Origin of the sequence: Micromonospora sp. DT229, assembly GCF_049844505.1 — a bacterium.
Classification (GTDB): domain Bacteria; phylum Actinomycetota; class Actinomycetes; order Mycobacteriales; family Micromonosporaceae; genus Micromonospora.
Genome location: NZ_JBNCLD010000001.1, coordinates 451979 through 476373, shown reverse-complemented (window position 1 = coordinate 476373; position 24395 = coordinate 451979). Strand labels below are relative to the sequence as shown.

The following is a 24395-nucleotide window of genomic DNA, read 5'->3' as shown; positions in this document are numbered from 1 at the left end:
TGTCGGTGGATCAGTGGGCCGGTGGGGCGCAGACGATGACGATGTCGGGTTCGGTCGGGTCGACCTCGGCGGTGAGCACCTGCCCCCGGCCGGTGAGCCGCAGCCGTACCGGGCCGGGGCTCTCGGGGGCGTGGGGTACCCCGACGATCCGGAACCGGCCGGCGGAGTCGGTGCGGGTCGCGTACGCCTGACCGACGACCTCGACCCGCATGGCCGCAAGTGGCTGCGCGGCCGGGCCGACCACCCGGCCGTCGAAGGCCAGCATGTCCAGTTGGCGCAGCCGCAGCGGGTGCAGTACCGGCGCGGCCGGCCGGCGCTCCGGGGTGACCTGGACCGGCACGTCGATCAGCAGCGCGGGCCGGGGCGGCGTACCGAATGCCGTCCACAGTGCCGGGTCACCGGCCTCCAGGGTCAGGGTGTGGCCGCTCGTGGTGGCCGCCACCAGCACTCGGTCCAGCGCCGCCAGGGCCGCCGGCCCGCCTGCGGCGAGCAGGTAGCGGACGGTGAACCGGTAGGGCTCCGATCCGCCGGTGCCCCGGGTCTGCCGGGCCGGTCGTAGCTCCAGCGGCCAGAGGGTCAGCCCGGCGGGGTCGCTGTCCAGCCCGGGCGGGCCGACCGGAACGGCGGCGCCCGCCGCCCCGGTCAGCCACCCCGCCAGGTCGGCCGTGGCGCCCTCGATCGGCCCGGGGTCGCTCATCGCGGTGGTGTCCCCTGGATGCGGTACGCGATGGCCTCGTTCCACACGTGCGGGTAGACCCCGATCTCGAAGTACCGGGTGAACCGGTTGATCGGTGCGCCCGCGTGGTCGTGGTAGAGCAGCCACACCGGGGCGATGGTGAACAGCACGTAGTTGGCCACGACCAGCGGGATGTAGAGCGGCCCGAGCAGGCGGGCCTGGAAGACGTGCACGTCCTCGTGCCGCTGGATGCCCGGCCCGGATCCGGCACAGACCGTGCCGAGGGTGGTGGCGTACCGGGGGGAGACCCCCTCCAGGACGTTCACCCGGCAGCTGTGCGCGGAGGTGGTGCGGTCCAGGGAATGACCGAACAGCAGGTGTACGGCGAGGTAGAGCGCGCCGACCAGGGTGTTCAGCAGGCTCCAGGTGTGGTCGACCACGAACAGGAACACCCCTCGCGGGTCGGGTCCGTAGACCCGGGCCGACGCGATCGCCCAGCCGAAGACCCCACCGACCAGCAGGCCCAGGGTGCCGCCGACGAGCAGCCCGACGATGCCGCCGACGAGTTGACCGAACACCGCCCCGGCGGCGACGTGCCCGGCGGCGCTGATGATGCCGAAGACCATGACCCTGCTCCGTTCAGGCCCAGGAGCGGATGAAGCGTGGCTCGTTGCCCTGCGCCAGTTGGGTCGGCGTCGCCTGCCGGTTGCCGGGGGGCAACTGGTTGATGCCGAGGGCGGCGGCGAAGATGACCAGCCCGTTGAAGAACGCGATGATCCACTTCTCCGGGCCTGCGTCGGTGGCGAAGGCCGCGGTGAGGTACGACAGCGCGAGCGCGATGCCCAGCGCTATCCACTTGCGCGCCGTGTCGGCGCTGGGGCCGATCAGGCCCCCGATGACGTTCGTGGTGAGCAGGGTCGCGGCGCTGGCGCCGGTGAGGCTGCCCAGCGCGGCCCAGGTGAAGAGATCGTTCATAGCCGATCTCCCTTCGATCGGGTGGTGCGGGGTGGGGAGGAGAGTGTCGTCCGTCCGTCCGTTCGGGCGGGCGGCAGCCGGTCAGGTCAGCCGGCACCCGGCGGGCCGGGAATCGTGGTGCGCGGCGCGGCCGGAGTGGCTGCGGGCGCACCGTCAGTGGGTTCGACGGCCGTGGTGGCGTCACCGGCCCCACCGCCGTCGGTGGCCGTGGTCACTTCGCCGGCCCCACTGCGGTCGGTGGCGGTGGCCGTGGTCGAGTCGCCGGTTGCGCGACGTCGGCGCAGCAGCAGTACGACAAGCAGGGCGCCGAGCAGCAGCACCACCGCGCCGGCGGCGATGAGCAGCCACGGCAGCCCGCCGGTGGCGTCGGTGTCCGCGGCGGCGGACGGTCGGGGTGGCGCCTCGGCCACGGCACGTAGTTCGGCCGGCTTGGGCTCGTTGGGGTTGACCCGCCAGGTCACCGTCCGGTCGTTGACCTGGCCGCCGGCGTTGACGTCGAGAACGCGGCCGGGGAAGGTCACGGCGATCTCGAAAGACATCAACGACATGAATCTGGCTTGATTCTCCGGGTCCTGCTCGGCCACTTTCCCGCCGTACTTATTTGGATCAAGCGGCAGGGTGAAGACGTATCGGTCGTTCGCCCGGACGATGCGCAGGCTTTCGCTGTCGAATTGATCGAGCGGCACATTCCGGTAGTTGATCTGAAAACCGAAGTGGGTGTCGGTCGCGTACGGCGTTTCGGGGCCGGGCGGCAGCGCGGGGATGTTCTGCCGAAGGTCGGCGAAGCCCTGCTCGACGGTCTGGTTGTTCCAGGTCAGGATCTTGCGCTCGGCGGTCAGCAGGAGTTGCCCGCTGACCGTGTCGTCCGCCTTGACGGTGAGCCCGATGTTGAGTTGCATGCAGCCGGAAAGGGCCGCCAGCAGGACCAGGCACGCGACACCGTGGAGTGTCCTGCTGCGCCCGCTCCCACTTCTCATGGGCACAGTGTGTGCGCTTTCCGGCCGAGCCATCAGTCAGCGATCAGTCATAAGCAAGTCGCCGATCTTACCGATGGTCAGTCACATTCAGCCGAGGATAAAAGGCGCATGAATCGATATTCTGAAGGGTTCGGGCTCAGGTGATCGCCGGAGGTCGCTCGCCGTGGTCAGGGCGGTCACCGAGGCCAGCGGGATGTCGCCCGTCCTGTGCCGTCGTGCGGGCGTATCGAGCGCAGCATGCCTCGCCGCAGGGTCGTTCGGTAAGGACCGGGGAGGACTGCGCTGGTAGCGCTCCCAGGTGTGGGATCGTGGCGAAGGTCAGCACCAGGAGAGGAACGCGTACACGTGGATCCCAGCGCCATCCCCACGGCCCCACCGGCCGGTTCCGGTCCGTCCCGTAGCGTGTTGGCCGCCCGTAACGGCGTGGCGGTGGTGTTCGCCCTCAACGGGCTGGCCGTGGCCACCTGGTTCGCCCGGGTGCCGGCGGTCCGCGACGGCCTGGACCTGACCCCCGGGCGCCTGGGGTTGCTCCTGCTGGCCATGTCCGCCGGCTCCATCGTGGCCATGCCCACCGCCGGCCTGGTCACCCAGCGCCTCGGCACGGCCCGCGCGGTGATGCTGTCCACTCTGATCCTGACGGTCGGGTTGACCGTCGCCGGGGTGTCGGCCAGCGTGCTCGGTTCGTTGGCCGGAGTGGCCGTGGGCCTGTTCGGCCTCGGGTACGGCTCCGGCAGCTGCGATGTGGCGATGAACATCGAGGGCGCGGCGGTGGAACGGCGGCTGGGGCGTACGGTGCTGCCCCGCTTCCACGCCGCCTGGAGCCTGGGTGGGGTGGCCGGTGCCGGGATCGGGGCGCTGGCGGCCCGGCTGGGGGTGCCGATCGGGGCACACCTCAGCGTCCTGGCAGCCCTGGTGCTCGTCGGCACCCTGTTCGGGGCGCGGGCCTTCCTGGCGGTCGAGCCGGAGGCGCAGCCCAGCACCCCGGCGGACCGTCGCCGACGCCTGTTCGCCGCCTGGCGGGAGCCCCGCACCCTGCTCATCGGTCTGCTGGTGCTGGCGGTGGCCTTCGCCGAGGGCAGCGCCAACGACTGGCTGGCGGTGGCCTTCATCGACGGGTACGGCTTCAGCGAGGCGGCCGGCGCGGCGGTCTTCGGCCTCTTCGTGGTCGGCATGACGGTGGGTCGCACCCTCGGCACGGTGGCCCTGGACCGGTGGGGGAGAGGGCCGGTGCTGACCGTGACCATCGTGCTCGCCATCGTCGGGGCCGCCCTGGCGGTGCTGGCCGGTTCCGGCCCGATCGCGGTGTTCGGTGTGCTGCTGTGGGGCCTGGGAGCCTCGCTCGGCTTCCCGGTCGGCATGAGCGCCGCCGCCGACGAGGAGGAACACGCCCATGTCCGGGTCAGTGTCGTGGCGGTGATCGGCTACACCGCCTTCCTGGCCGGCCCGCCCCTGCTCGGCCTGCTCGGCGACCGGGTGGGCACCCTGCACGCCCTGCTGGTCGTCCCGATCCTCCTCCTGCCCACCCTGGCCCTGGTCCCCGCCGCCCGCCCGCCACGCTGAGTCGGTCGGTCACCGGACGGCGACCACGGCGGCGTCGGTGCCGGCCCGCCAGAGGGTGCCGACCTCGGTGAAGTCGGCGGCGTACCGGGCCGCGCGGCGTTGTCGTGCCCGGGCCAGCAGACGCGCGAGGAACCTGTCCGGAGTTGTTGCCAATGAATTGCAATAGAGAGAGAATGGCAGGGCGATGATCCTGGGGCCGTCGGCGGATGCCGGCGGCCCCTGCTACCGGCGATAACATGGCCGTCCCAGGGCGGGGCCCGCCCGACCGCACGGCCTCAGGAGTCAGGTGGAACCGCAGCGCACCGCCGCGCACGAGATGTTCGACGCCGACGTGGCCTCGAACCGGCTCGGCATCGAGTTGATCACGGCTGCGGACGGTGCCGCGGTGGCCCGGATGCGGATCACCCCCGAGATGGTCAACGGACATCGCATCGCCCACGGCGGCTTCGTCTTCCTGCTCGCCGACACCGCCTTCGCCCTGGCCTGCAACAGCCACGGACCGGTGACCGTGGCCGCCGGTGGCGAGATCACCTTCGTCCGCCCGGCGCACGAGGGTGATCTGCTGCTGGCCCTTGCCACCGAACGCACCCGGTACGGGCGTAGCGGGATCTACGACGTCACGGTGACCCGCGAGGACGGGCAGGTGGTGGCCGAGTTCCGGGGCCACAGCCGAGCCCTGCGCCCGGCTGTGGTCGGCGACGACGCGCCCGTGCCGAGGCAGGACAGCGCCGGGGCGGTCGCCGGTCACCCAGGCTGATCCACCCGGTGCGGCACCGGCTGCGCGCGGACCGCCGACGGACCGCCACCGCCGGGCGGGGGTGGCGACCGAGGAGGGTGCCGTCCGGTACCCCTCCTCCGGCTGGTCCACGGCGGCCGTGGCGGCCCGGCGGGCGAAGGTGGCCCGCAGCCTGCGGGTCAGCCGGGCGGCGGCGACCTCGCCCAGCACCGGATCGGCCAACCGGTAACCCCCGGTCGGCAGCGCCACGAGCAGACCCGCCACGGTCAGCGCACACAGCGCCCACTGGGCCCGCCGCACCGACCAACCCACCGTGTGCGCCAACCGCACCGCCGAGCGGTGGGTCGAGACGGTGACGGCCAGCAGGGCCACCCGCAGCGGATCGTCGAGCCGGTCCAGGCGGGCGTCGACCACCCTCCGCACGCTCTCCGGTACGGCAGGGGCCGAGGTGTCGGAGTCCAGGGCGTCCACATACGCGACCGCGTGTCCGGGGTTGCCGCCGACCAGGGGGATCAGGTGCGGGACCAGGGTGATCGGCCGCCCCGCCCGCCGCAGCAGCCGACGCAGCAACCGGCCGGTGGTCACCGGGTCCAGGGCACGCAACCGCACCCGGGCCCACCCGGTGACCTGCTCGGCGCCGGTGGCCACCAGCGCCAACGGCAGGCCCCCGGCCGTGGCCTGGTCGAGCAGCAGGTCCAGTTGGTGTCGCAGGGCCGGTGCGGCCCGGTCGAGATCGTCAACGGCCACCACCACGGGTTGTCGTCGGGCCAGGTCCAGCAGCACCTCCCGCCAGCAGGCCGCAGCCCGGGCCCCGGTGCTGCCGGGGGCACCGGTCACCGCCTCCGCCGTCGCCGCCAGGCGCTGCGGCGACACCTGACCCTTCAGGGCGGTGGACAGACGGTGGCGAACCGTCGCGGCGTCGTCGGTTTCCCGGACCCCGGCGAGCCCGCGCAGCAGGTCCACCACCGGGGTCAGGGGACCGTCCGGGTGCGGCGGGCAGGCCGTCACACACCAGCGGATCGGCCTGCCGTCCACCGTGCTGACCCGGCGGACCAGCTCACCCAGCAACCGGCTGCGGCCGGACCCGCGCGCACCGGTCAACAGCAGGCCTCGGGGGCCGTGTCCGCGTACCGCCCGGGTCAGGTGGTCCTGGGCGGTGGCCAGCTCCCGGACCCGGCCGAGCAGGGGGATCTCGGCCGGGGTGGAGGTGGGAGGGAGGGTGCCGATGGCGTGCCAGATCTCGATCGGGGCAGCCCTGCCGGCCACGGTCACCGCCGGTGCCGGCTGCTGGGCGATCAGGCCGTGGACCGCCCGGTGGGTGGCCGGGCAGAGCGCCACCCCGCCGGGTGGCGCGTACCCCTGCAACCGTGCGGCCAGGGTGGTCACCGCGCCACTTGCCACCCCGTGCCCACCGTCGTGCCGGCTCCCCAGGTCCACCACCGCCTCGCCGGTGGCCACCCCGACCCGCACCCGCAGCCCGGGGGCCAGGGTGGAGCTACGGCGGTCCATGGCCCGCTGGATCTCCAGGCCGGCCCGCACCGCCCGGTACGCCTGCCACCCGTCCCCGTGTCGCGCGCCGAACAGGGCCATCACGGCGTCGCCGACGTACTTCTCCACCGCGCCGTCCCAGCGGCGCAGTACCCGGGCGACCGTGCCGAAGTAGACCCGTTGCAGGGTGCGGACCTCCTCCGGATCAAGCCGGCCGACCAGTTCGGTGGAGCCGACGATGTCGACGAAGAGCACGGTGACGATCCGCCGCTCCTCGGTCATCGACCAGTGCCTTCGGCTGGTCGATCCGCCTGGTCGGACGATGGTGGACATGGGCATCGAGACGCACCCGCCTCTCCTGCGATGTGGGTCGACCCTGCCGGGAGACTGCCACCGCGGGTCTGACCGGCGGATCGGCAGAACGACGTATGTCCGACCTGCGCAAACCGGTCGGTCGCAATGTGGGGCGGGGCGGTGAGCAGGCTCCGGCGGTGGTAGAGGGCAACGGGCGGCTGTGACTAGGCTGCGAGCCATGGCCAGCGACGTGGACAGCACACCGCTCGTCGGTCGGGCCGACCTGATGGCGGCGATGCGGGCCGCGCTGCTCGACGATGTGCCGCCGGCCGGCACGGCCGCCCTCTTCCTCACCGGCGAGAGCGGGGTGGGCAAGACCCGGTTGCTGCGCGAACTCGGCCGACGGCTGGGCGAGGCGGGTGCGCTGGTGCTCATCGGCTCCTGTCTGGACATCGGCGACGCCTCGCCCCTGCACCCGCTCCGGCAGGCGTTGCGCCGCCTCGACGCCGACCTGCCCCCGGCCGCCGCCGCCTCGGTCCGGGCGCTGCTGGCGATGTTCGCCGACGAGGCGGCGGGCCCGGACGGTGCGGGGGCCCTGCTGGAGCGGGTCGCCCGAGGGCTCAGCGTGATCGCCGACGGCCGACCCGTGGTGCTGGTCCTCGACGACCTACAATGGGTCGACCGGACCACCCGGCAGTTGCTGCTGTACCTGCTGGCCGGCCTCGGTGACCTTCAGCTGTCGGTCCTGGCGGCGGTGCGTTCGGAGTCCCTGCAGGGCGCACATCCGCTGCGTCGGGTGCTCACCGAGCTGCGTCGGCTGCGGTCAGTGCAGGTGCTGGACCTGGCCCCGCTGGACCGGGTCGCCGCCGAGCAACTGGCCGCTGCGGTGGTGGGTCGTCCGCTGCCGCCCGAGGCGGTCGAGCGGTTGTGTCGACGCAGCGGCGGCAACCCCTTCGTCATCGAGGAACTGGCCCGGGATCTGCGCGACGGCCGCGACCGGCTCTCCGACACCCTGCGGGAGGTCTTCCTGGCCCGGGTGGACGCGCTGCCGAAGCCGGCGCACCGGGTCGTGCACGCGGTGTCCGTCGGGGTGGAACCGGTCGAGCACTGGCTGCTGGCCCAGGTGCTCGGACTGCCCGAAGAGGAGCTGTTGGAGGCGGTCCGGGCCACCGTGGCCCACCGGTTGGTGGTCGGCTCCCAGGACGGCTACCGTCTGCGGCACCGCCTCGTGGCCGAGGTGCTGGAGGACGAGTTGCTGCCCGCCGAGCGGGCCGTGCTGCACCGCCGCTACGCCGAGGCCCTGACCGGGGCGCCGGGGGAGTTGCACCAGGCCCGGCTGGCCCATCACTGGCGGTTGGCCGGCGAGCCGCAGCGGGCCCTGCCGGCGGCGATGGCCGCGGCCCAGGAGGCGGAGCGGCTGTACGGCTACGCGGAGGCGCACCGGCACTGGTCGGTCGCGGTGGAACTGTCCCAGGACCTACCCGATGCCGAGCGGGCGGCGTTGCTGGGGCACGCGGCGGAAGCGGCCCACCACTGCGGTGAGTACGCCCGCGCACTGACCCTGCTCGAAGAACTGGCCAAGATCGACACCGACCGTCCGGTGTGTGAGCTGCACATCCGCCGGGCCCGTTACCTGGCTGCGGCGGGCCGCTCGGCGTTGGCCGAGGCGGAGTACCAGCGCGCCCTGGACGCCGCCGACTGTAGCCCCCGGCAGCGGGCCACGGCCGCCGCGCGCCTGGCCGAGCTGCTGCTGCAACTGGGCCGGTACGCCGACGCCGGCCAGTGGGCCAAGGAGGCGCTGAGCCTGGCCGAGCACGCCGGTCAGGCCACCACCGAGCTGGTGCTGGCCAGCATGGCGCTGGGTTTCTCCGAGGCGTACCGCCAGGACCCCGACGCCGGGTTGGCGGTGCTGCGCCGTGCCCTGGCCACCGCCGAAACCGCCGGCCGTCCGGAGGACGTCGCCCTGGCCTACCTGCACCTGGCGGAGTTGCTCACCGGGCCGCTGAACCGCCTGGAGGAGGGGGTGGTGGTGGCCCGCCGGGGCGCCGAGCGGGTGGCCGAGCTGGGGTTGGGGCGCAGTTACGCGACTCGGCTGCTGGCGATCGCCACCAACGGGCTGTTCCGGGTGGGGCAGTGGGCCGAGGCGGCGGAGGTGGTCGCCGCGGCCCTGCGGCACCGCCCCAGCGGGACCGACGCGGTGGAGCTGCTGCTGGCCCGCTGCCGCCTCTCGGTCGGCTACGGCGACATCGAGGCGGCCGACCGGGACCTCGACGCGGTGGCCACCATGCTGGCCGGCGGGGGCGCCCGACACGTCCTTCCGCTGCTCACCCTGCGGGCCGGGCTGGCCATGTGGCAACGCCGCCATGACGTCGCCCGGCACGCGGTGCAGCGGGGGTTGACCGAGACCCGCTCCGACGACCTGGTCATCCTCGTCGTGCTGGTCTGGCACGGCCTGCGTGCCGAGGCGGAGGCCAAGGCCGACCGGGTGCCGGTCGACGACGACGCGGTGCGCCGGTTGCGGCAGATCGCCGACCGGGTGGCCGAGAAGAGCGAGCGCGCGGCCCAGCAGGTACGCGACGTGATCTCCGGTTACCTGGTGCTCTGCGCCGCCGAGATCAGCCGGCTGGAGGTGGCCGATCCGGAGTTGTGGGCCCGGGCCGCGGCGGAGTGGGACCAGCGCAGTCATCCCTACCCGGCGGCGTACGCCCGACTGCGTCAGGCGGAGGCGTTGCTGACCCGTCGGCGGCGCACCGCCACCGCGGGCAAGCTGCTGCGGCAGGCGTACCAGACGGCCCAGGGGCTCGGCGCGGTGCCGTTGACCGAGGAGATCCGTACCCTGGCCGGTCGGGCCCGGGTGACCCTTGAGGATCCTGGCCCGTCGCCGACCGGGCCGGGCGACGCGGCCCTGGCCGCCTTGACCGCCCGCGAGCTCGATGTGCTGGCCGCGGTGGCCGAGGGGTTGACCAACCGGGAGATCGGCCAGCGGTTGTACATCAGCGAACGCACCATCGGGGTGCACGTCTCGCACATCTTCGACAAGCTTCAGGTCCGTACCCGGGTGCAGGCGAGCACCATCTACCTACGTAGTCGCGTGCAGGTCTCGGATACGTAGTTCTACTGATGTGACCGGGGTGATCCGCCTGAAAGGCTGAGCCTGGCGCCGCACGGCACCAGGGCGGCGAGCAGGGCGGAGGGGACATGAGTGAGCGGGTCTGGGGGCCGGTGCACGGGGACATCGTGGACCTGCTCGCCGACCACCCGGCGGACGTGCCGGCGGTGGTCGACCACCTGACCAAGTTGCAGGACCTGCTGGTCCGGTTGCCTCCGCTGTTGGACAGTTGCCCGCTGGCCGACTTCAACAAGCTGTACCTGACCATCACCTCCAGCGTGCTGGACGGCCTGTACGCCGACCGGTTCGTCGACCCGGCCTTCCTGGCCCGGCTGGACGTGGAGTTCGCCGCCCGGTACTTCGACGCGCTGCGGCTGTGGACCGAGTCCAGTCCCGGTACGCCCAAAGCCTGGTCCTGCCTGTTCGAGCGGATGCAGGGCCCGGACGCCCGGCCGCTGCCCTCGGCGGCGGCCGGAGTCAACGCCCACATCAATTTCGACCTGCCGTTCGCGCTGGTCACGACCTTCGACCACCTGGAGTCCGAGCCGGTCGACGGTAGCGACCAGCACCGCGACTACCTGGAGATCAACAAGATCTTCGCGGACAAGATCCCCGGGCTGCGTCGGGGCTATCTGGAGCGCTGGCAACTGCTCATCGACATGCTCAACGGCGAGATCGACGACTGGTACCAGGGCGAACTGATCGGCTACACCCGGGACGTCGCCTGGCGCAACGCGCAGCGGATCTGGCGGTGCCGCCACGATCCGCGCCAACACGAACGCGAGCGCAAGCGGCTCGACGAGACGGCCGCCGCGCTCGGCCGGTTGCTGCTGTCGCCCCTGGGGGCGTTTCTGCAGTAGCCGGGGGACGGGGGTCCCCGCGCCCGCCCGGTGGGCGGAGCGCGGGGGCGGTCCGCTCACCGGGACCACCGGGGGCGTGCGGGGTCGACCGGCCCGTGGGGGGTGTCGGTCGGCCCCTCACGGGTACGCCGCGACCATGACCTCTGCTTCCCGGCGCCGTCCCGCGACCCGGCCCAGGCCCCGCCCTGCCGCCCCGACCCGTCCCGCCCGCCCGGGGGACCGAGTCGGCCGGGGAGTGCGCGGATGACCGGGCAGCGCTTCGGCTTCCGTTTCGATCCGTTGTGGCGACCCCTGCTGGCGCTGCTCGGGGTCCGACCGTCGACCGCCTGGGTGCAGGTCGACGCGGAGAGCCTCACGGTGCGGTTCGGTCCCTGGCGGCTGCGGACCAGCCGGGACAACGTGTGGGGGGTCGGGACGACCGGCCCGTACCGCTGGTGGCGGGCCATCGGCCCGCACCTGTCGGCCGCCGACATCGGGGTCACCTTCGGCAGCAGCACCGCCCAGGGGGTCTGCGTACGGTTCGGGCGTCCGGTGCCGGCCCTGCTGCCGGGCCGATGGCCGCGTCACCCGGCGGTGACGGTGACCGTCGCGGATCCGCAGGCCCTGGCGCGGGCCCTCACCCCGGTACCCGACGGGGGTGCCGACCCGCTTTGACCGTTCCGCCGAGGTGGTGGTCGACGACCGCCTACGGTCGGGGCAGCGAGTGGGGAGAGGGCGGTCGGGGCCATGGGGGGCGGGAGCAGAGGGCGAGGTGGCCGGGGACGTCGGGGCAGGGCCTCCGGCACGCCTGAGCCCGCCCTGCGGGCCGCCCGCGACCCGACCCGACCGGGCGAGCCGGCCGGGCGGCGGGTAGCCGTGCCCGAGCAGGTGGCGGTACGTCAGCCCGGTTCCGCCGTGCCGGAGAGCCGGCTGCGTCGGTGGCTGCTCGTGCACCGGGTGCAGCCGGTCGGCCCGGAGACCGCCGAGGGGCAGGCCCGGGCGCACTCCTGGTGGCGGGTGATGTGTCTGACCGGGGTCGACTACTTCTCCACCCTGTCGTATCTGCCCGGTATCGCCGTGCTGGCCGCCGGGGCGCTTTCCCCGGTGGCGACCCTGCTGATCGTGGCGTTGACCCTGTTCGGCATGCTGCCGATGTACCGCCGGGTGGCGGGGGACAGCCCGCACGGCCAGGGCTCGGTGGCCATGCTGGAACGGTTGCTGCCGTTCTGGCGGGGCAAGATCTTCGTACTGGTCCTGCTCGGCTTCGTGGCCACCTCGTGGATCATCACCATCACCCTCTCCTCGGCCGACGCCACCGTGCACATGCTCCAGAACCCGTACCTGCCGGAGGCCTTCGGCGGCACCACGGTCGCGGTCGTGGTGACCGTGGTGCTGCTGCTGATCCTGGGTGGGGTGTTCCTGCTCGGCTTCCGGGAGGCGGTGGCGGTAGCCGTACCTCTGGTCGCCGTCTTCCTGGCCCTGAACGCGGTGATCGTGGTGGTCTGCCTGGGCGAGATCGCCGGTGATCCGCAGGTGCTGACCGACTGGACCGGGGCGTTGACCGCCGGCGGCGGACCGGGCCAGATGCTGGTGACCGCGGCGTTGGCGTTTCCGCTGCTGGTGCTGGGACTCTCCGGCTTCGAGACCGGGGTGAGCATGATGCCCCTGGTCGCCGGGGAGGGGCCGGACGCGGCGGCCCGGCTGGCCGCCCGGATCCGCAACACCCGACGCCTGCTCACCGCCGCCGCCCTGATCATGTCGGGGTATCTGCTGTCGACCACCTTCGTCACCACCCTGCTGATCCCACCCGAGGAGTTCGCGCCGGGCGGGGCCGCCAACGGGCGGGCCTTGGCCTACCTGGCCCACGAGCGCGTCGGGGAGGCCTTCGGCACGGTGTACGACCTCAGCAGCGTGCTGATCCTGTGGTTCGCCGGGGCCTCGGCGATGGCCGGGCTGATCAACATCGTGCCGCGCTATCTGCCGTCGTACGGCATGGCTCCGGACTGGGCCCGGGCGGTCCGGCCGGTGGTCATCGTCTACACCCTGATCTGCATCGGCCTGACGGTCGTCTTCCGGGCCGACGTGGACGCCCAGGCGGGGGCGTACGCCACCGGGATCCTGGCCATGATGGTCTCCGCCGCGGTGGCGGTGGCGATCGCCGCCCTCGGTCGCCGACAGCGGGCCGCCGCCGTCGGCTTCACCCTGCTCACTCTGGTCCTGCTGTACGCGTTGACCGAGAACGTGCTGACCAAGCCGGACGGGATCGCCATCTCGGGTCTGTTCATCCTCGGCATCATCGCGGTGTCCCTGGTGTCGCGGGTCAGCCGGACCACGGAACTGCGGGCGGAGCGGGTGGAGTTCGACGAGGCGGCGCGGCGGTTCATCGCCGACTCGGTGGCCAACGACGGTCGGCTGCACGTGATCGCCCACAAGCGGCGCAGCGGGGCGGTCAAGGAGTACACCATCAAGGAGCGGGCGCAGCGGGGGCAGAACCCGGTGCCGGGCGCCACCGACGTGCTGTTTCTGGAGATCGACGTGGTGGACCCCTCCGATTTTCGGCACGTACTGCGGGTGCGGGGGGTCGAGGTGGGTGGTTACCGGGTGCTGCGCGCCAGCAGCCCGGCGGTGCCCAACGCCATCGCCGCGATCCTGCTGGCGCTGCGCGACGCCACCGGGGTACGCCCGCACGCGCACTTCGAGTGGTCCGAGGGCAACCCGATCGCCCACCTGCTGCGATACCTGATCCTGGGGCGCGGGGACACCCCGCCGGTGGTCCGGGAGATCCTGCGTAAGTCCGAGCCGGACCCGGCTCGCCGCCCCGGCATCCATGTCGGCGGCTGACCGACCGGGGCTGGGTCGGGTCGGCGGGCGGCCCGGTCCGATGATGGCAGATGTGAAGACGAAAGAGGTACTTATTCACCTATGCCGGATTTTGACCCTTTGATGGTCGTACGTTGCCTCTGGTGGCTGCCGCGAGGTCAGCCGCTCCGCGCCCGATTCGGTGCGGCTTCTGTTTCGCACACACGAGAGGCAGGAACCTCATGTCCACGTACCTTGGGGGCCGACAACCGGCCCGCCGCAGGCGGCGATCGCACTGGTATCTGGCCGGTGGGCTGGCGGCCGGCAGCCTGGTGGCCGCGGTGGCGGGCTTCAGTGGCGCCGCCGCCTCGACCCCCGACCGCGCCCTACCGGCCCCGGTCCCGGCTCGACCGGCCGCCCTGTCGGCCGACGAGGGGCCGCACCGGGACACCGAACCGGCCGACCAGGGGCCGCACCGGGACGCCGAACCGGCCGACCGGCCGGGCCGGTGGCAGCGCCCGGACGACGCACCACCCGGGGGCCGAAACGAGGACCCGAGGGGTCGGCCGCCCACGGCCAACGGACGGCCCTCGCAGCACAAGCCGGTGCAGGTGCCCTGTGACTCCGCCCGACTGATCGCCGCCCTGGTCCGGGTCAACGCCGAGGGGGGCGGCCTGCTGCGGTTGGCCGAGAGGTGCACGTACACCCTGACCCACGCCTTCGCGCAGCCCGACGAGTACGACGGGGGGATCCGGGACGCCCGCGAGGCGGCCGACGCCGCCGAGAACCCGGGCGACGCCGAGGCCCCGCCGCGCAACCCGGCCCACGACACCGCCGGACTGCCGGTGATCTACCACGCGATCACCATCGAGGGCTCCGGGGCGACCATCACCCGGGGGGCCCAGGCGCCGGACTTCCGCTTCTTCACCGTCCGCGACGGCGGCGAACTCACCCTGCGCGAGGTGACCCTGCTGGGCGGCCGGTCCAAGGCGGAGGGCGGCGCCATCCACATCGTGCACGGTGCGACCGCCGTGGTCGAAGGGGTCACCGTCGCCAACAGCACCTCCCTGTCGGCCGAGGGTGGGGGCGGGGGCATCTTCAACGACGGCAACCTGCGCATCAGCGACAGCACCCTGATCGGCAACCGGGCCGCCGGCACCCAGGGCAAGGGCGGGGGCCTGCTCAACGGTGGGGTGATGACCATGCACCGGACCGAGTTCCGGCACAACAGCGCGGTCAGCTACGGCGGAGGACTGGCCAACTTCCGGGCCGCCGGAGAGGTCTACTCCTCCACCTTCGTCCGCAACAACGCCAGCCAGGGTGGCGGGCTGGCCAGCTTCTCGGCGCGTACCAAGGTCTTCGACAGCCTGGTCGCCGGCAACAGCGCCGAGACCGGCGGCGGCCTGGCCAACTCCGACGCGGTGCTGGTGCTCGGGCAACTGACCGTGCGGGACAACCTGGCCACCGTCGCCGGGGGCGGCATCTCCACCGTGCAGGGGCTGCTGCCGATCGACGACAGCCTGATCACCGGCAACACCTCGCGTGGCAACGGCGGCGGGGTCTACGCCGCCAAGTCCAACCTGCTGGTGCGCGGCACGGAGGTCAAGGGCAACGAGGCGGTCGGCAAGAAGTCGCAGGGTGCCGGCCTCTTCATCACGGCCGGTTCCGGCTCGGTGTACCGCAGCCTGGTGATCGGCAACCGGTCCACCGTCAAGGCCGGTGGTATCCAGGCCGAGCTGGCCCGGATCAAGATCGACGATGACAGTGTCATCGTCGAGAACAGCCCCACCAACTGCCTGGGCAGCAAGGTTCCCGTGGCGCACTGCTTCCGCTGAGCGCCACCCACGACGACGCTGCGCCCGGCCTCCGCCGCCCCGATCCGTGACGATCGGGGGGTTACGAGGCCGGACGCGGCGTCGTCGTATCCGGTCACTGCGAGGGCTCGGGCAACTCGCAGTCGACCTTCGGGTTGGCGCCGACGTAGTTCAGCGGACCGGCGGCGATGGTCACCAGGATGGTGCCTACCTCGGCGCAGTTGGTCTCCTCGTCGCTGTAGTAGCCGCGCTGACCGGCCGCGATCGCACCGATGATGAGCCAGATCACCACGAGGACTCCGAATATCGACGTGCCGCGCATGACTTCCTCCAGGGTCGGGGGTGATGGCCAGGATGTCGGCCCATGTACCCAACCGCGCTCTCCGGCTAACGACGGCGGGACGCGACCAGCACCTCGGCGTCATCGCCGGTACGCGAAACCGCCGGTGCGGCGGCGCCGTCGTTCAGCGCCGCCGCACCGGCGGTGTGGCTTCTCTCCCCGGACGGACTGCCGGACAGCGGGTGCCCTCAGGCGGTCGGCTCGGACTGACCGGCCAGGATCTTCGCCTGCTGGGGCCAGGTGGGCAGGCTGGCGGTGGCCCGCAGCCCGGCGCCCTTGATGGTGTTCCGCAGCGTGTCCTCGTCCAACTCCGCCAGTTGCCGGTAGGTCCGGATGCCCGCGCCGTGCAGGGCGGCGGCCATCTTCGGCCCGACCCCCTGGATCCGCCGGAAGTCGTCCCCGGCCACCGGCGCCGCGGCCGCGGGGCTCGGGCTGCTGGCCTTGGTGGCGGCCTTGCGCCGCTGCGGCGGGGCGGCCACGGCGGTGCTGACCGACGGTTCGGCCTCCTCGACCCCCTGCGCCGCCGGAGCGTCGGGGACGGAGACCGCCGGGCTGTCGGGGGCGGAGACCGCCGAGTCGCCAGGGGCGGAGATCGCCGGTGCCGAATCGCTGCCGGTCGCCGGGTCGGCCGACTCCGTGCCGTCCGTGGTGGCGAGAGCCGGTTCGGCAGTGGCCGTGGTGAGGGCCGGCTCGGAGGTGTCCGTGGCGGGGGCCGGCTCCGTGGCGGGGGCCGGCTCCGGGGTGTCCGTGACAGCGACCGGTCCGGGGGTGTCCTCGGTGGCGGCGGACTCCGGGGCATCCGTCGTTGCGCGGGGGGCCGGGATGTCGATCGTGGCGGTCGGCTCGGGAGCGTCGATCGTGGCGGTCGACTCGGCGAGGGTGGCCGTGGTGTCGACCGGTGCGACGGCCGGGGCGGCCTTCGGGTCCTCGCTGGTCGCGGGGGAGGTGTCGGTGAGGTCCGGGGTGGTCGCCACCGGCTCGGCGGACACGCTGGGTGGTGGCTCCGACGACGCGAGCTGTCCGCTCGGGCTGGACTGCCCGGTCGCGGCAGGCTGGCCGGAGGTCGGGTCGGTCGTGGGGTTCGCCGAGGGTGGTTCGTCACGCCGGTTCCGCAGCACCACCCAACCCGCTGCCAGGCCGACCAGCAGCACCACGAGCAGTATCAGCCACCTGCCGAAGGAGTCGATCACGGCAAACCTCCCTGAAGTTCATGTCCGGATCGTCGCGAGAAAAACTCGCCGAAGCTTCGCATACCAACGGCGCGGGCGACAGGCAGGTCAGGTAACAGTCCGTATACCGGTCCACAGTGGGCTACCGGGGGTGCCGAGGGAGAAACTGAGGGTGGGAACGCAGTCGACCCCCGGTGCCCGTCCTCGGGCACCGGGGGTACGTGTCGATGTGTGCTGCGGCCTCAGTCCTCCTCACCGCGATAGCTGTAGAAGTCGTCGACGAACTTGCGCCGCAGCCGGGGCACCCGGCTGGTGACCCGGAAGTATCCCCGCGCGCCGAGCAGGGCCACCCGACCGAAGACCGGCTTGTACATCCGGTCGTCGCCGCTGGTGCCGCTGCGGGCCAGCGAGTCGGCCACCCGGGCGAAGCCGTACGGCACCATCACCGCCTCGTAGTCGGCCACCGCCTGGGTCAGGGACTTCTCCCCGGCGGCGACCAGCAGCAGTTGACGGCGCAGCAGGTTGGCGTCCCGCAGCGCGGTGTTGGCCCCCACCCCCCGGCCCGGGGTCATGGTGTGGATGGCATCGCCGAGCAGGGTCACCGTGCTGCTCTGCCAGGGCGGCACCGGCTCCGAGGTGGACACCCGGATCGGCAGAGCGCTGTCCGGGTCGGCCCGACTGAACAACTCGCGCAGGTGGGGATGCCAGTTGGTGGTCAGGTCCAGGGCCACCTGGATCAACTCCGACCCTCGACGATCCAGCACGTCCTCCGGGAAGCGTCGGGCCGTGCTCCAGATCACCAGGTTGATGTTGTCGCGGGTGCTGTCGTGCCGCAGGCCGGGCCAGTCGGCGAGCAGCGCCGCGTCGGCCCGGTCGATCTCCGGCTTGAGTCGGCCCTCGGCGTCCCACTTGAACTCCATCACGTGCAGTACGCCCATCACCCCACCGGAGCCGAAGATCAGGGTGATGCCCCGCTGGACCGCCGGGGACAGCAGGGCCCGGGTGTCGTCGGTGAGCGGGATCCGGGTGGCGATGTTGATGGTGCCGGCGTCCCGGATCACCGCGTGCGGCAGGTACTGGCGGCGTACCGCGGAGTGGGTGCCGTCCGCGGCCACCAACAGGTCACCGGTGGCGCTGCCGCCGTCGGCGAAGTGGGCGGTGACCCTGCCGTCGTCGTGCTGCTCGTACCGGGTGAAGGTGCGGTCGAAACGCACCACGTCCTCCAGCCCGGTCAGCAGCACCTGGCGCAGGGTCATCCGCGCCACGGACCGTTCCGTGTCGACCGGATGGGTGTCCGGGCGCAGCGGGAACGAGGCCGTGGGCCGCAACCGCTGGTCCACCACGTTGAAGTAGCGCGGGGACCGGGCGCAGGTGGCCAGGTAGACGGCGAACAGCTCCGGGGGCAGGCAGTCGCGGAGCGCGCGGCTGCCGGTAGGGCCGATCCCCACCCGGTAGCCGAGCAGCCCGTCCGCCCGGGTGCGGTGGCGCTCGTACACCTCGACGCTGATGCCGGCTCGACGAAGCCCGTGCGCCAGGCAGAGCCCGCCGGTGCCCGCACCGATGATCAGGACATGCGGTGTCCGGTTGGTCATGGCGGCGCCCGGTCAGCTGGCCGGGCGGGGGGCCGGGACCTCCACGCTGTCCCAGCGGTAGAAGCAGTTGGCGATGGCGTCGCGGGGTGAGCGCCAGGTCGGCAGGTACGGCGAGGTGTGCGCGGACAGCCGCTCGTTGACCTGACGGAAGAGGGGGTGGTTGCGGGCCGCGGCCAGGGCGTCGGCCCCCACGTCGTCGGTCTCCATCAGGTGTACGCACAGGTCGTGCAGGCAGTACAGGGACCGATGGCGTATACCGGTCAGGCCGGGCAGTTCGGTCGCGTCGGACTCGGTGAAGATCTGGGCCACCCGCCCCTCCGCGCCCGGGATTATCCTGTTGACGATAACGAGTCGACTGCTCATCGGTCCCCTCTCACCGGTGGTCGCGCACCGGCCGCCTGGCCGGGCACAGCTGCCACCGTGCCGGTGGGACTGTCACCTGGCCGTCAACGCCGACGGTCGATCCGGTGACGTCGGGCCACCTGATCAGCCACCCCGGCGTACCGGTCGGATGGCCGGGTGCCGGCAGGGGCCCGACGCCGCCTGACTGGCCCGCCGGATCGGCTCCAGGGTCTCGTCGAGCAGGGCGCTCATCGCCGGGGAGGGCTCCAGCCGCAGTTCGCGCAGCAGCAGGTCCCGGTAGACGTAGTAGGCGTGCACCGCCTCGAAGGCGTTGCCCTCGGCCAGGTGGATCCGTACGACGAGTCGGTGCGGGGTCTCCCGCAGCGGCTCCGCGGCCATCGCCTCCAGGGCCGCGTCCAGCGCCTCACCGTGCCGTCCGGCGCGCAGGTGGTGGCCGGCTACCTGCTCCAGCATGTGCAGTCTGAGTTGGCGCAACCGTTCCCGGTCGGTCGACACCCAGTCGTCGTACCAGCCGGGCAGCAGGTCGTGCCGGCCGGCGGCGAGACTGTCGGCGGCGTCGGTCGGGGTCTGTCCGTCGCGTACCTGGGCGGCGACGTCGACGAGTCTGTCGACATCGACCTGTACGGCCGGATCGAGTCGCACCGTGTCCGCGCTCGTGGTCAACGGGCAGTACGGGTCCTGGCGCAGCCGCCACAGCGCGGTGCGCAACGACGACAGCGCCCGCTCCTCCGTGGTCTCCGGCCACAGCAGACCGGCCAGGTGGGTGCGGGTCGTCGCGGGGCGCAGCCCGATCAGCGCGATGACCCGTTGCAGGCCACGCGGCACCACCACCGGGGCCCCGTCGTGGGTCAGCCGGAAACCGCCGAGCAGATGCAGTCGGATCTGCGCGTTCCGGGGCTTCCCGGTGGTCGGCGTGGGCGATTCGGCCACGGGCACCCCCTACGCAACGGGTGGTCTGCGGATCTGGCCGGGCCCCGGCGTGGCCGCCGTGACGCCACTGTCGACTGCGAGCATCGCGCCACGGGCCTGCGCGAAGCCGGGTCGGACCGTCGTGAAGGCTATCAATAGCGGTTACTATGGGTCAATGTATATGTCGGCTACGCAACTCATGGGTCATCTCTGAGAGTGCCTCTGAACTGGCAAATCGCAGAGATCTTCGGGTTTGCGGCTGCACAGCTAGATCACAGGCTGCGTCAACGCAGCGTCACGAAGGTCGGAGTCGGTGGGGGGTGTCGGTGACGCCTGGGTGACGGCCTGATCCGCAAGGTGTGGCCAGTCGACCGGGGCACCGGGCGGGGAGGAGCCGACATGGACCGAACGCTGATCGTGGCGAAGGTGGTCCCGACCGCCGAGAAGCTGGTCGCCGAGATCTTCGCCGAATCCGACACGACCGAGCTGCCACACCTCGTCGGGGTGTCACACCGGTCGCTGTACCGGCTGCACGACCTGTACGTGCACCTGTTGGAGACCGACACGCCGGGCGACGGCGCGGTCGAGGCGGCCCGGGAGCATCCGGAGTTCCTAAGGATCAGCACCCGACTGCGTCCGTACGTCACGCCGTACCTGCCCGACTGGCGTTCGCCTCGGGACGCGATGGCCCGCTGCTTCTACCGCTTCGACGCCGAACCGAGGAGGGATCATGACCGTCACTGATGGCGGCTCGCTGACCGAGGAGATCACCGACATCCTGGTGACCAACTGCGGGCTGGACCCGGCCGCGGCCGCCCGTGAGCCGGCCGCCTCCCTGGAGGAACTGGGGATGGACTCCCTCGCCTTGCTGGAACTGACCGCTGTCGTCGCCGACCGGTGGCGGGTACGCATCCCCGAGCAGGCCGCCCGGCTGAGCATCCCGGCCGTGGCCGACCTGGTCTCCCGGGGCACCGCCCCGCCCGGGCACACCGAGAACAGCATCGTCATCGCCGCACCCCTGGAGCTGGTCTGGTCCGTCACCAACGACGTGGCCGGCTGGCCCGACCTGTTCACCGAGTACGCCCGGGCCGAGATCCTCGCCTCCGACGGCGACACCGTGCGGTTCCGGCTGACCATGCACCCCGACGAGAACGGGGTGGCCTGGAGTTGGGTCAGCGAACGCACCTGCGACCGGGCCACCCGGCAGGTGCGGGCCCGTCGGGTGGAGACCGGTCCGTTCGAGTACATGCGCATCCACTGGACCTACACCGAGGAACCGGAGGGGGTACGGATGACCTGGGTGCAGGACTTCGCGATGAAGCGGACCGCGCCGCTGGACAACGCCGGGATGACCGAGCGGATCAACGCCAACAGCCAGGTGCAGCTCGCCGTCATCAAGGAGCGGATCGAACGGCTGGCCGAGGCCCGGCCCGCCGGGGCGGCCACCGGAGGCGACGATGCGTGACCTGGCCCTGGTGGCCGCGCGGGACGTGCCCGTCGACCGCCGTCGCGGTGGCGAACTGCGGGTGCTGCTCGGCCCCCGTACGGTCGGGGCCACCTCCGGTTTCATGGGGGTGGCGAGCATGGCGCCGGGAGAGCGGATCGCGGAGCACTACCACCCGTACAGCGAGGAGTTCCTCTATGTCGTCCGGGGTGCGATCACCGTGGACCTCGACGACGAGCCGGTCGCGCTGACCGCCGGTGAGGCCCTGTTCGTCGCCCGCAACGTCCGCCACCGGCTCCGCAACACCGGTGACCTCCCCGCCGAGGTGGTCTTCCACCTGGGCCCGTTGGCCCCCCGCCCGGAACTCGGCCATGTCGACACCGAGCTGGTCGAGCAGCGGGACGGATCGTGACCGGCCGGCAGACCGTGGTGACCGGGATCGGGGTGGTGGCCCCCGGCGGGGTGACCCGGGACCGGTTCTGGAAGACCATCACCGAGGGACGCACCGCCACCCGCCGGATCAGCTTCTTCGACCCGACGCCCTTCCGCTCCCAGATCGCCGCCGAATGCGACTTCGACCCGGACGCCGCCGGACTCACCCTGGCCCAGCGGCGACGCGCCGACCGGTACGTACAGTTCGCGCTGGCCTGCGCCGCCGAGGCGGTCGCCGACAGCGGCCTGACCCTCACCGACGCCGAGCGGGACCGGGCCGGGGTGGTGCTCGGCACCGCCGTCGGCGGCACCATGGCCCTGGAACAGGAGTACGTGACGGTCAGCGACAGCGGGCGACGCTGGCTGGTCGACGCCGCGCTCGGCGGCCCGTACCTGTACCAGGCCCTGGTGCCCAGCAGCCTGGCCGCCGACGTGGCCTGCGCGCACGGCCTGCACGGCCCGGCCCAGGTGGTCTCCACCGGCTGCACCTCCGGCATCGACGCGATCGGCTACGCCCACCAGCTCATCGTCGACGGTGAGGCGGACATCGTGCTGGCCGGGGCCGCCGACTCGCCCATCTCCCCGGTCACCGTGGCCTCCTTCGACGCCATCGGGGCCACCAGCCCGGACAACGACGACCCGGCGCACGCCTCCCGGCCCTTCGACGCCGACCGGCACGGCTTCGTGCTGGCCGAGGGGGCGGCGGTGCTGGTGTTGGAGGAGGCCGGGCACGCCCGGCGACGCGGCGCGCACATCTACTGCGAGGTGGCCGGCTACGCCAGCCGCAGCAACGGTTACCACATGACCGGGCTGCGCCCCGACGGGGTGGAGATGGCGCTGGCCATCGGCGACACGTTGCGTCAGGCCGCGATCGCCCCCCAGCAGGTCTCCTACATCAGCGCGCACGGCTCCGGCACCCGGCAGAACGACCGGCACGAGACGGCCGCCTTCAAACTGGCGCTCGGGTCGGCGGCGTACCGGGTGCCGATCAGCTCCATCAAGTCGATGGTCGGGCACTCCCTGGGCGCGATCGGATCCATCGAGATGGCCGCCTGCGCCCTGGCCATCGAGTACGGGGTGGTGCCCCCCACCGCCAACTGGACCACCCGGGATCCGGAGTGCGACCTGGACTATGTGCCCAACGAGGCGCGGGAGGTGCCGGTGGAGGTGGCCCTGTCGGTCGGTAGCGGCTTCGGCGGGTTCCAGTCGGCGATGCTGTTCCGTCGACTGGCCCGGCAGGGGGTCCGGTGAGCGAGCAGCGCCGCCGGGCGGTGGTGACCGGCATCGGGGTGGTCGCCCCCAGCGGGGTCGGCAAGCAGGCCCACTGGCGTACGGTGCTGTCCGGTCAGCGGCGTACCGGCCCGATCACCCTGTTCGACGCCGCCGGGTACCCGACCCGACTGGCAGGTGAGGTGCCGGACTTCGAACCGGCCCGCTACATCGACAACCGGGTGCTGGTGCAGACCGACCGCTGGACCCACCTGGGGTTCGTGGCCACCCGACTGGCCCTGGCGGACGCCGGCCTGCCCGAACGCCCGCTCGACCCGTACGGCTGGGCGGTCACTCTGGCCAGTTCCTCCGGCGGGAACCTGTTCGGCCAGCGGGAGTTGCAACGGCTCTGGTCCTCGCCGAGCCGCACGGTCGGGGCGTACCAGTCGATCGCCTGGTTCTACGCGGCCAGCGTCGGGCAACTGTCCATCGCGCACCAGGCCAAGGGTCCCTGCGGGGTGCTGGTGACCGAGTCGGCCGGTGGCCTGGACAGCCTGGCCCAGGCCGTACGCACCATCCGCCGGGGTGCCCGGGTGGTGCTGGCCGGGGCGACCGAATGCCCGCTGAGCCCGTACGCGCTGGCCTGCCAACTGCGCTCCGGCCTGCTCAGCGGGTCGGACGACCCGCAGCGGGCCTACCTGCCCTTCGACGCCGCTACCAGCGGCTACCTGCCCGCCGAGGGGGGCGCCGTCTTCGTCGTCGAGGAGTACGAGCACGCCCGGGCACGGGGGGCGCGCGGCTACGGCGAGGTGACCGGCTGGGGCGCCACCCACGACGCGGCGCACACCACCGCCGACAGCTCCGGTGACCCCTACCAGTACGCCCGCGCGATGCGGCTGGCCCTCGGTCGGGCCGGGGTCGAGCCGCACGAGGTGGACCTGGTGGTGCCGGACGCCCTGGGGGTGGCCCGCTACGACCGGGCCGAGGCCGCCGCGCTGCGCGCGGTCTTCGCCGGTACGGCACCGCCGGTCAGCACCCACAAGACCCTCACCGGACGGGCGCACCAGGGCGGATCGGCCCTGGACGTGGCCACCCTCCTGCTCGCCTTCGCCCAGGACACCCTGCCCCCCTCGGCCGGCCCGGAGCAGGTGGCCGAGGGCTGCGAACTGGACTTCCTGCGTGAGCCGCGCCGTCCCCGTACCCGGGTGGGCCTGGTCTGCGCGCGGGGCTTCGACGGTTTCAACAGTGCGCTGGTGCTGCGCGGCACCGCCCCGGTCGGAGAGGACCAACCATGACACGAGGACGGGTCGTCTTCCTCGTCCGGGTGCCCACCGAGCGCACCGAGGACTTCCTGCGGGCCTACGAGGCGGTCCGGCACCTGGTCGCCGACGGGGTGCCGGGGCACCTGGTCGACCAGGTGTGCCGCTCGGCCACCGACCCGGAGCAGTGGCTGATCACCAGCGAGTGGGCCAGCCTGGCCGACTTCGAAGCCTGGGAACGCAGCCCGGAACACCGGGATCTGGTCCTGCCGATGCGTGAGTGCTTCACCGACGCCCGGTCGCTGCGGTTCCACGTCCACGCCCAGACCCCGGTCCCGACCGGAGGGTGAGCGGACGGATCGGGAGCATGGCGATGACGTCGACCGACCGTGCCGCGATACTGCTCTGGAT

General features: G+C 72.5%; 21 protein-coding genes and 2 pseudogenes. 13 read left to right on the top strand and 10 right to left on the bottom strand.

Features of this window, described 5'->3' with window-relative positions:
* Positions 1 to 10: 10 nt before the first annotated feature.
* The 4 genes from ACLQ2T_RS02285 to ACLQ2T_RS02270 all read right to left on the bottom strand — a co-directional run bounded on the left by ACLQ2T_RS02285 (position 11) and on the right by ACLQ2T_RS02270 (position 2628).
* Complete coding sequence (locus ACLQ2T_RS02285; protein WP_425764309.1) at positions 11 to 697, bottom strand: carboxypeptidase-like regulatory domain-containing protein; 687 nt, start codon at positions 695 to 697, stop codon at positions 11 to 13.
* Positions 694 to 1302, bottom strand: coding sequence for a glycine zipper family protein (locus tag ACLQ2T_RS02280; protein WP_425764307.1), 609 nt, complete (start codon positions 1300 to 1302; stop codon positions 694 to 696). The genes ACLQ2T_RS02285 and ACLQ2T_RS02280 overlap by 4 nt, the downstream gene beginning before the upstream one ends.
* A 13-nt stretch (positions 1303 to 1315) precedes the next feature.
* Positions 1316 to 1651: a hypothetical protein gene (locus tag ACLQ2T_RS02275; RefSeq protein ID WP_425764306.1), complete on the bottom strand. Its 336-nt coding sequence runs from the start codon at positions 1649 to 1651 to the stop codon at positions 1316 to 1318.
* An 86-nt stretch (positions 1652 to 1737) separates the two neighbouring features.
* Complete coding sequence (locus ACLQ2T_RS02270) at positions 1738 to 2628, bottom strand: LppM family (lipo)protein (protein ID WP_425764305.1); 891 nt, start codon at positions 2626 to 2628, stop codon at positions 1738 to 1740.
* 345 nt (positions 2629 to 2973) lie between these two features.
* Between ACLQ2T_RS02270 and ACLQ2T_RS02265 the strand changes: the two genes are divergently transcribed.
* Both ACLQ2T_RS02265 and paaI read left to right on the top strand, forming a co-directional pair.
* Positions 2974 to 4188: an MFS transporter gene (locus ACLQ2T_RS02265; RefSeq protein ID WP_425764304.1), complete on the top strand. Its 1215-nt coding sequence runs from the start codon at positions 2974 to 2976 to the stop codon at positions 4186 to 4188.
* 316 nt (positions 4189 to 4504) lie between these two features.
* A pseudogene (gene paaI, locus ACLQ2T_RS02260) lies at positions 4505 to 4876 on the top strand (hydroxyphenylacetyl-CoA thioesterase PaaI); the annotation flags it as partial.
* 708 nt (positions 4877 to 5584) lie between these two features.
* Here paaI and ACLQ2T_RS02255 read toward each other — a convergent pair.
* A pseudogene (locus ACLQ2T_RS02255) lies at positions 5585 to 6694 on the bottom strand (adenylate/guanylate cyclase domain-containing protein); the annotation flags it as partial.
* A gap of 250 nt (positions 6695 to 6944) precedes the next feature.
* On the opposite strand from ACLQ2T_RS02255, the gene ACLQ2T_RS02250 reads away from it, so the two are divergent.
* The 5 genes from ACLQ2T_RS02250 (at position 6945) to ACLQ2T_RS02230 (ending at position 15288) form a co-directional block, all read left to right on the top strand.
* Positions 6945 to 9818 (top strand): ATP-binding protein, encoded by a 2874-nt coding sequence (locus ACLQ2T_RS02250; protein ID WP_425764303.1) that lies wholly within the window; start codon positions 6945 to 6947, stop codon positions 9816 to 9818.
* Positions 9819 to 9904: 86 nt separating this feature from the next.
* On the top strand, positions 9905 to 10675 hold the full coding sequence (locus ACLQ2T_RS02245) for a DUF5995 family protein (RefSeq protein ID WP_425764302.1): 771 nt from the start codon (positions 9905 to 9907) through the stop codon (positions 10673 to 10675).
* A 243-nt stretch (positions 10676 to 10918) separates the two neighbouring features.
* Positions 10919 to 11329 (top strand): hypothetical protein, encoded by a 411-nt coding sequence (locus ACLQ2T_RS02240; protein WP_425764301.1) that lies wholly within the window; start codon positions 10919 to 10921, stop codon positions 11327 to 11329.
* A 72-nt stretch (positions 11330 to 11401) separates the two neighbouring features.
* The gene (locus tag ACLQ2T_RS02235) at positions 11402 to 13495 is read left to right on the top strand and encodes an amino acid transporter (RefSeq protein ID WP_425764300.1); all 2094 of its coding nucleotides are present in this window, start codon (positions 11402 to 11404) and stop codon (positions 13493 to 13495) included.
* 200 nt (positions 13496 to 13695) lie between these two features.
* On the top strand, positions 13696 to 15288 hold the full coding sequence (locus ACLQ2T_RS02230; RefSeq protein WP_425764299.1) for a hypothetical protein: 1593 nt from the start codon (positions 13696 to 13698) through the stop codon (positions 15286 to 15288).
* 94 nt (positions 15289 to 15382) lie between these two features.
* On the opposite strand, the gene ACLQ2T_RS02225 is transcribed toward ACLQ2T_RS02230, so the two are convergent.
* From ACLQ2T_RS02225 to ACLQ2T_RS02205, 5 genes are all read right to left on the bottom strand, one after another.
* Positions 15383 to 15589 (bottom strand): hypothetical protein, encoded by a 207-nt coding sequence (locus ACLQ2T_RS02225; protein ID WP_425764298.1) that lies wholly within the window; start codon positions 15587 to 15589, stop codon positions 15383 to 15385.
* 206 nt (positions 15590 to 15795) lie between these two features.
* Positions 15796 to 16797 carry a helix-hairpin-helix domain-containing protein gene (locus ACLQ2T_RS02220; RefSeq protein ID WP_425764297.1) on the bottom strand — a complete coding sequence of 334 codons (1002 nt, stop codon included), beginning with the start codon at positions 16795 to 16797 and terminating at the stop codon, positions 15796 to 15798.
* Positions 16798 to 17018: 221 nt separating this feature from the next.
* The gene (locus tag ACLQ2T_RS02215; protein ID WP_425764296.1) at positions 17019 to 18368 is read right to left on the bottom strand and encodes an FAD-dependent oxidoreductase; all 1350 of its coding nucleotides are present in this window, start codon (positions 18366 to 18368) and stop codon (positions 17019 to 17021) included.
* A 12-nt stretch (positions 18369 to 18380) separates the two neighbouring features.
* Entirely contained in the window at positions 18381 to 18731 is a 351-nt protein-coding gene (locus ACLQ2T_RS02210; protein ID WP_425764295.1) for a TcmI family type II polyketide cyclase, read from the bottom strand.
* 123 nt (positions 18732 to 18854) lie between these two features.
* The gene (locus tag ACLQ2T_RS02205; RefSeq protein ID WP_425764294.1) at positions 18855 to 19661 is read right to left on the bottom strand and encodes an AfsR/SARP family transcriptional regulator; all 807 of its coding nucleotides are present in this window, start codon (positions 19659 to 19661) and stop codon (positions 18855 to 18857) included.
* Positions 19662 to 20039: 378 nt separating this feature from the next.
* On the opposite strand from ACLQ2T_RS02205, the gene ACLQ2T_RS02200 reads away from it, so the two are divergent.
* From ACLQ2T_RS02200 to ACLQ2T_RS02175, 6 genes are read left to right on the top strand one after another with little or no spacing between them, the layout of a single operon-like run.
* On the top strand, positions 20040 to 20384 hold the full coding sequence (locus ACLQ2T_RS02200) for a TcmI family type II polyketide cyclase (protein WP_327025396.1): 345 nt from the start codon (positions 20040 to 20042) through the stop codon (positions 20382 to 20384).
* A complete protein-coding gene (locus ACLQ2T_RS02195; protein WP_425764293.1) occupies positions 20371 to 21105 on the top strand; it encodes an SRPBCC family protein in 735 nt (244 codons plus the stop codon). The genes ACLQ2T_RS02200 and ACLQ2T_RS02195 overlap by 14 nt, the downstream gene beginning before the upstream one ends.
* Complete coding sequence (locus ACLQ2T_RS02190) at positions 21098 to 21496, top strand: cupin domain-containing protein (RefSeq protein ID WP_425764292.1); 399 nt, start codon at positions 21098 to 21100, stop codon at positions 21494 to 21496. Before ACLQ2T_RS02195 ends, ACLQ2T_RS02190 begins: the two co-directional genes overlap by 8 nt.
* On the top strand, positions 21493 to 22767 hold the full coding sequence (locus ACLQ2T_RS02185; RefSeq protein ID WP_425764291.1) for a beta-ketoacyl-[acyl-carrier-protein] synthase family protein: 1275 nt from the start codon (positions 21493 to 21495) through the stop codon (positions 22765 to 22767). Before ACLQ2T_RS02190 ends, ACLQ2T_RS02185 begins: the two co-directional genes overlap by 4 nt.
* Positions 22764 to 24020, top strand: a complete 1257-nt coding sequence (locus ACLQ2T_RS02180) for a beta-ketoacyl synthase N-terminal-like domain-containing protein (RefSeq protein ID WP_425764290.1) — start codon at positions 22764 to 22766, stop codon at positions 24018 to 24020. The genes ACLQ2T_RS02185 and ACLQ2T_RS02180 overlap by 4 nt, the downstream gene beginning before the upstream one ends.
* Complete coding sequence (locus ACLQ2T_RS02175) at positions 24017 to 24334, top strand: antibiotic biosynthesis monooxygenase family protein (protein ID WP_425764289.1); 318 nt, start codon at positions 24017 to 24019, stop codon at positions 24332 to 24334. Before ACLQ2T_RS02180 ends, ACLQ2T_RS02175 begins: the two co-directional genes overlap by 4 nt.
* Positions 24335 to 24395 lie beyond the last annotated feature (61 nt).

Excerpts from the sequence above, each read along its gene's own strand:
- ACLQ2T_RS02285 (WP_425764309.1), bottom strand. The coding sequence starts at position 697 with ATGAGCGACCCCGGGCCGATCGAGGGCGCCACGGCCGACCTGGCGGGG.
- ACLQ2T_RS02280 (WP_425764307.1), bottom strand. The coding sequence starts at position 1,302 with ATGGTCTTCGGCATCATCAGCGCCGCCGGGCACGTCGCCGCCGGGGCG.
- ACLQ2T_RS02275 (WP_425764306.1), bottom strand. The coding sequence starts at position 1,651 with ATGAACGATCTCTTCACCTGGGCCGCGCTGGGCAGCCTCACCGGCGCC.
- ACLQ2T_RS02270 (WP_425764305.1), bottom strand. The coding sequence starts at position 2,628 with ATGAGAAGTGGGAGCGGGCGCAGCAGGACACTCCACGGTGTCGCGTGC.
- ACLQ2T_RS02250 (WP_425764303.1), top strand. The coding sequence starts at position 6,945 with ATGGCCAGCGACGTGGACAGCACACCGCTCGTCGGTCGGGCCGACCTG.
- ACLQ2T_RS02245 (WP_425764302.1), top strand. The coding sequence starts at position 9,905 with ATGAGTGAGCGGGTCTGGGGGCCGGTGCACGGGGACATCGTGGACCTG.
- ACLQ2T_RS02240 (WP_425764301.1), top strand. The coding sequence starts at position 10,919 with ATGACCGGGCAGCGCTTCGGCTTCCGTTTCGATCCGTTGTGGCGACCC.
- ACLQ2T_RS02235 (WP_425764300.1), top strand. The coding sequence starts at position 11,402 with ATGGGGGGCGGGAGCAGAGGGCGAGGTGGCCGGGGACGTCGGGGCAGG.
- ACLQ2T_RS02230 (WP_425764299.1), top strand. The coding sequence starts at position 13,696 with ATGTCCACGTACCTTGGGGGCCGACAACCGGCCCGCCGCAGGCGGCGA.
- ACLQ2T_RS02225 (WP_425764298.1), bottom strand. The coding sequence starts at position 15,589 with ATGCGCGGCACGTCGATATTCGGAGTCCTCGTGGTGATCTGGCTCATC.
- ACLQ2T_RS02215 (WP_425764296.1), bottom strand. The coding sequence starts at position 18,368 with ATGACCAACCGGACACCGCATGTCCTGATCATCGGTGCGGGCACCGGC.
- ACLQ2T_RS02210 (WP_425764295.1), bottom strand. The coding sequence starts at position 18,731 with ATGAGCAGTCGACTCGTTATCGTCAACAGGATAATCCCGGGCGCGGAG.
- ACLQ2T_RS02200 (WP_327025396.1), top strand. The coding sequence starts at position 20,040 with ATGGACCGAACGCTGATCGTGGCGAAGGTGGTCCCGACCGCCGAGAAG.
- ACLQ2T_RS02195 (WP_425764293.1), top strand. The coding sequence starts at position 20,371 with ATGACCGTCACTGATGGCGGCTCGCTGACCGAGGAGATCACCGACATC.
- ACLQ2T_RS02190 (WP_425764292.1), top strand. The coding sequence starts at position 21,098 with ATGCGTGACCTGGCCCTGGTGGCCGCGCGGGACGTGCCCGTCGACCGC.
- ACLQ2T_RS02175 (WP_425764289.1), top strand. The coding sequence starts at position 24,017 with ATGACACGAGGACGGGTCGTCTTCCTCGTCCGGGTGCCCACCGAGCGC.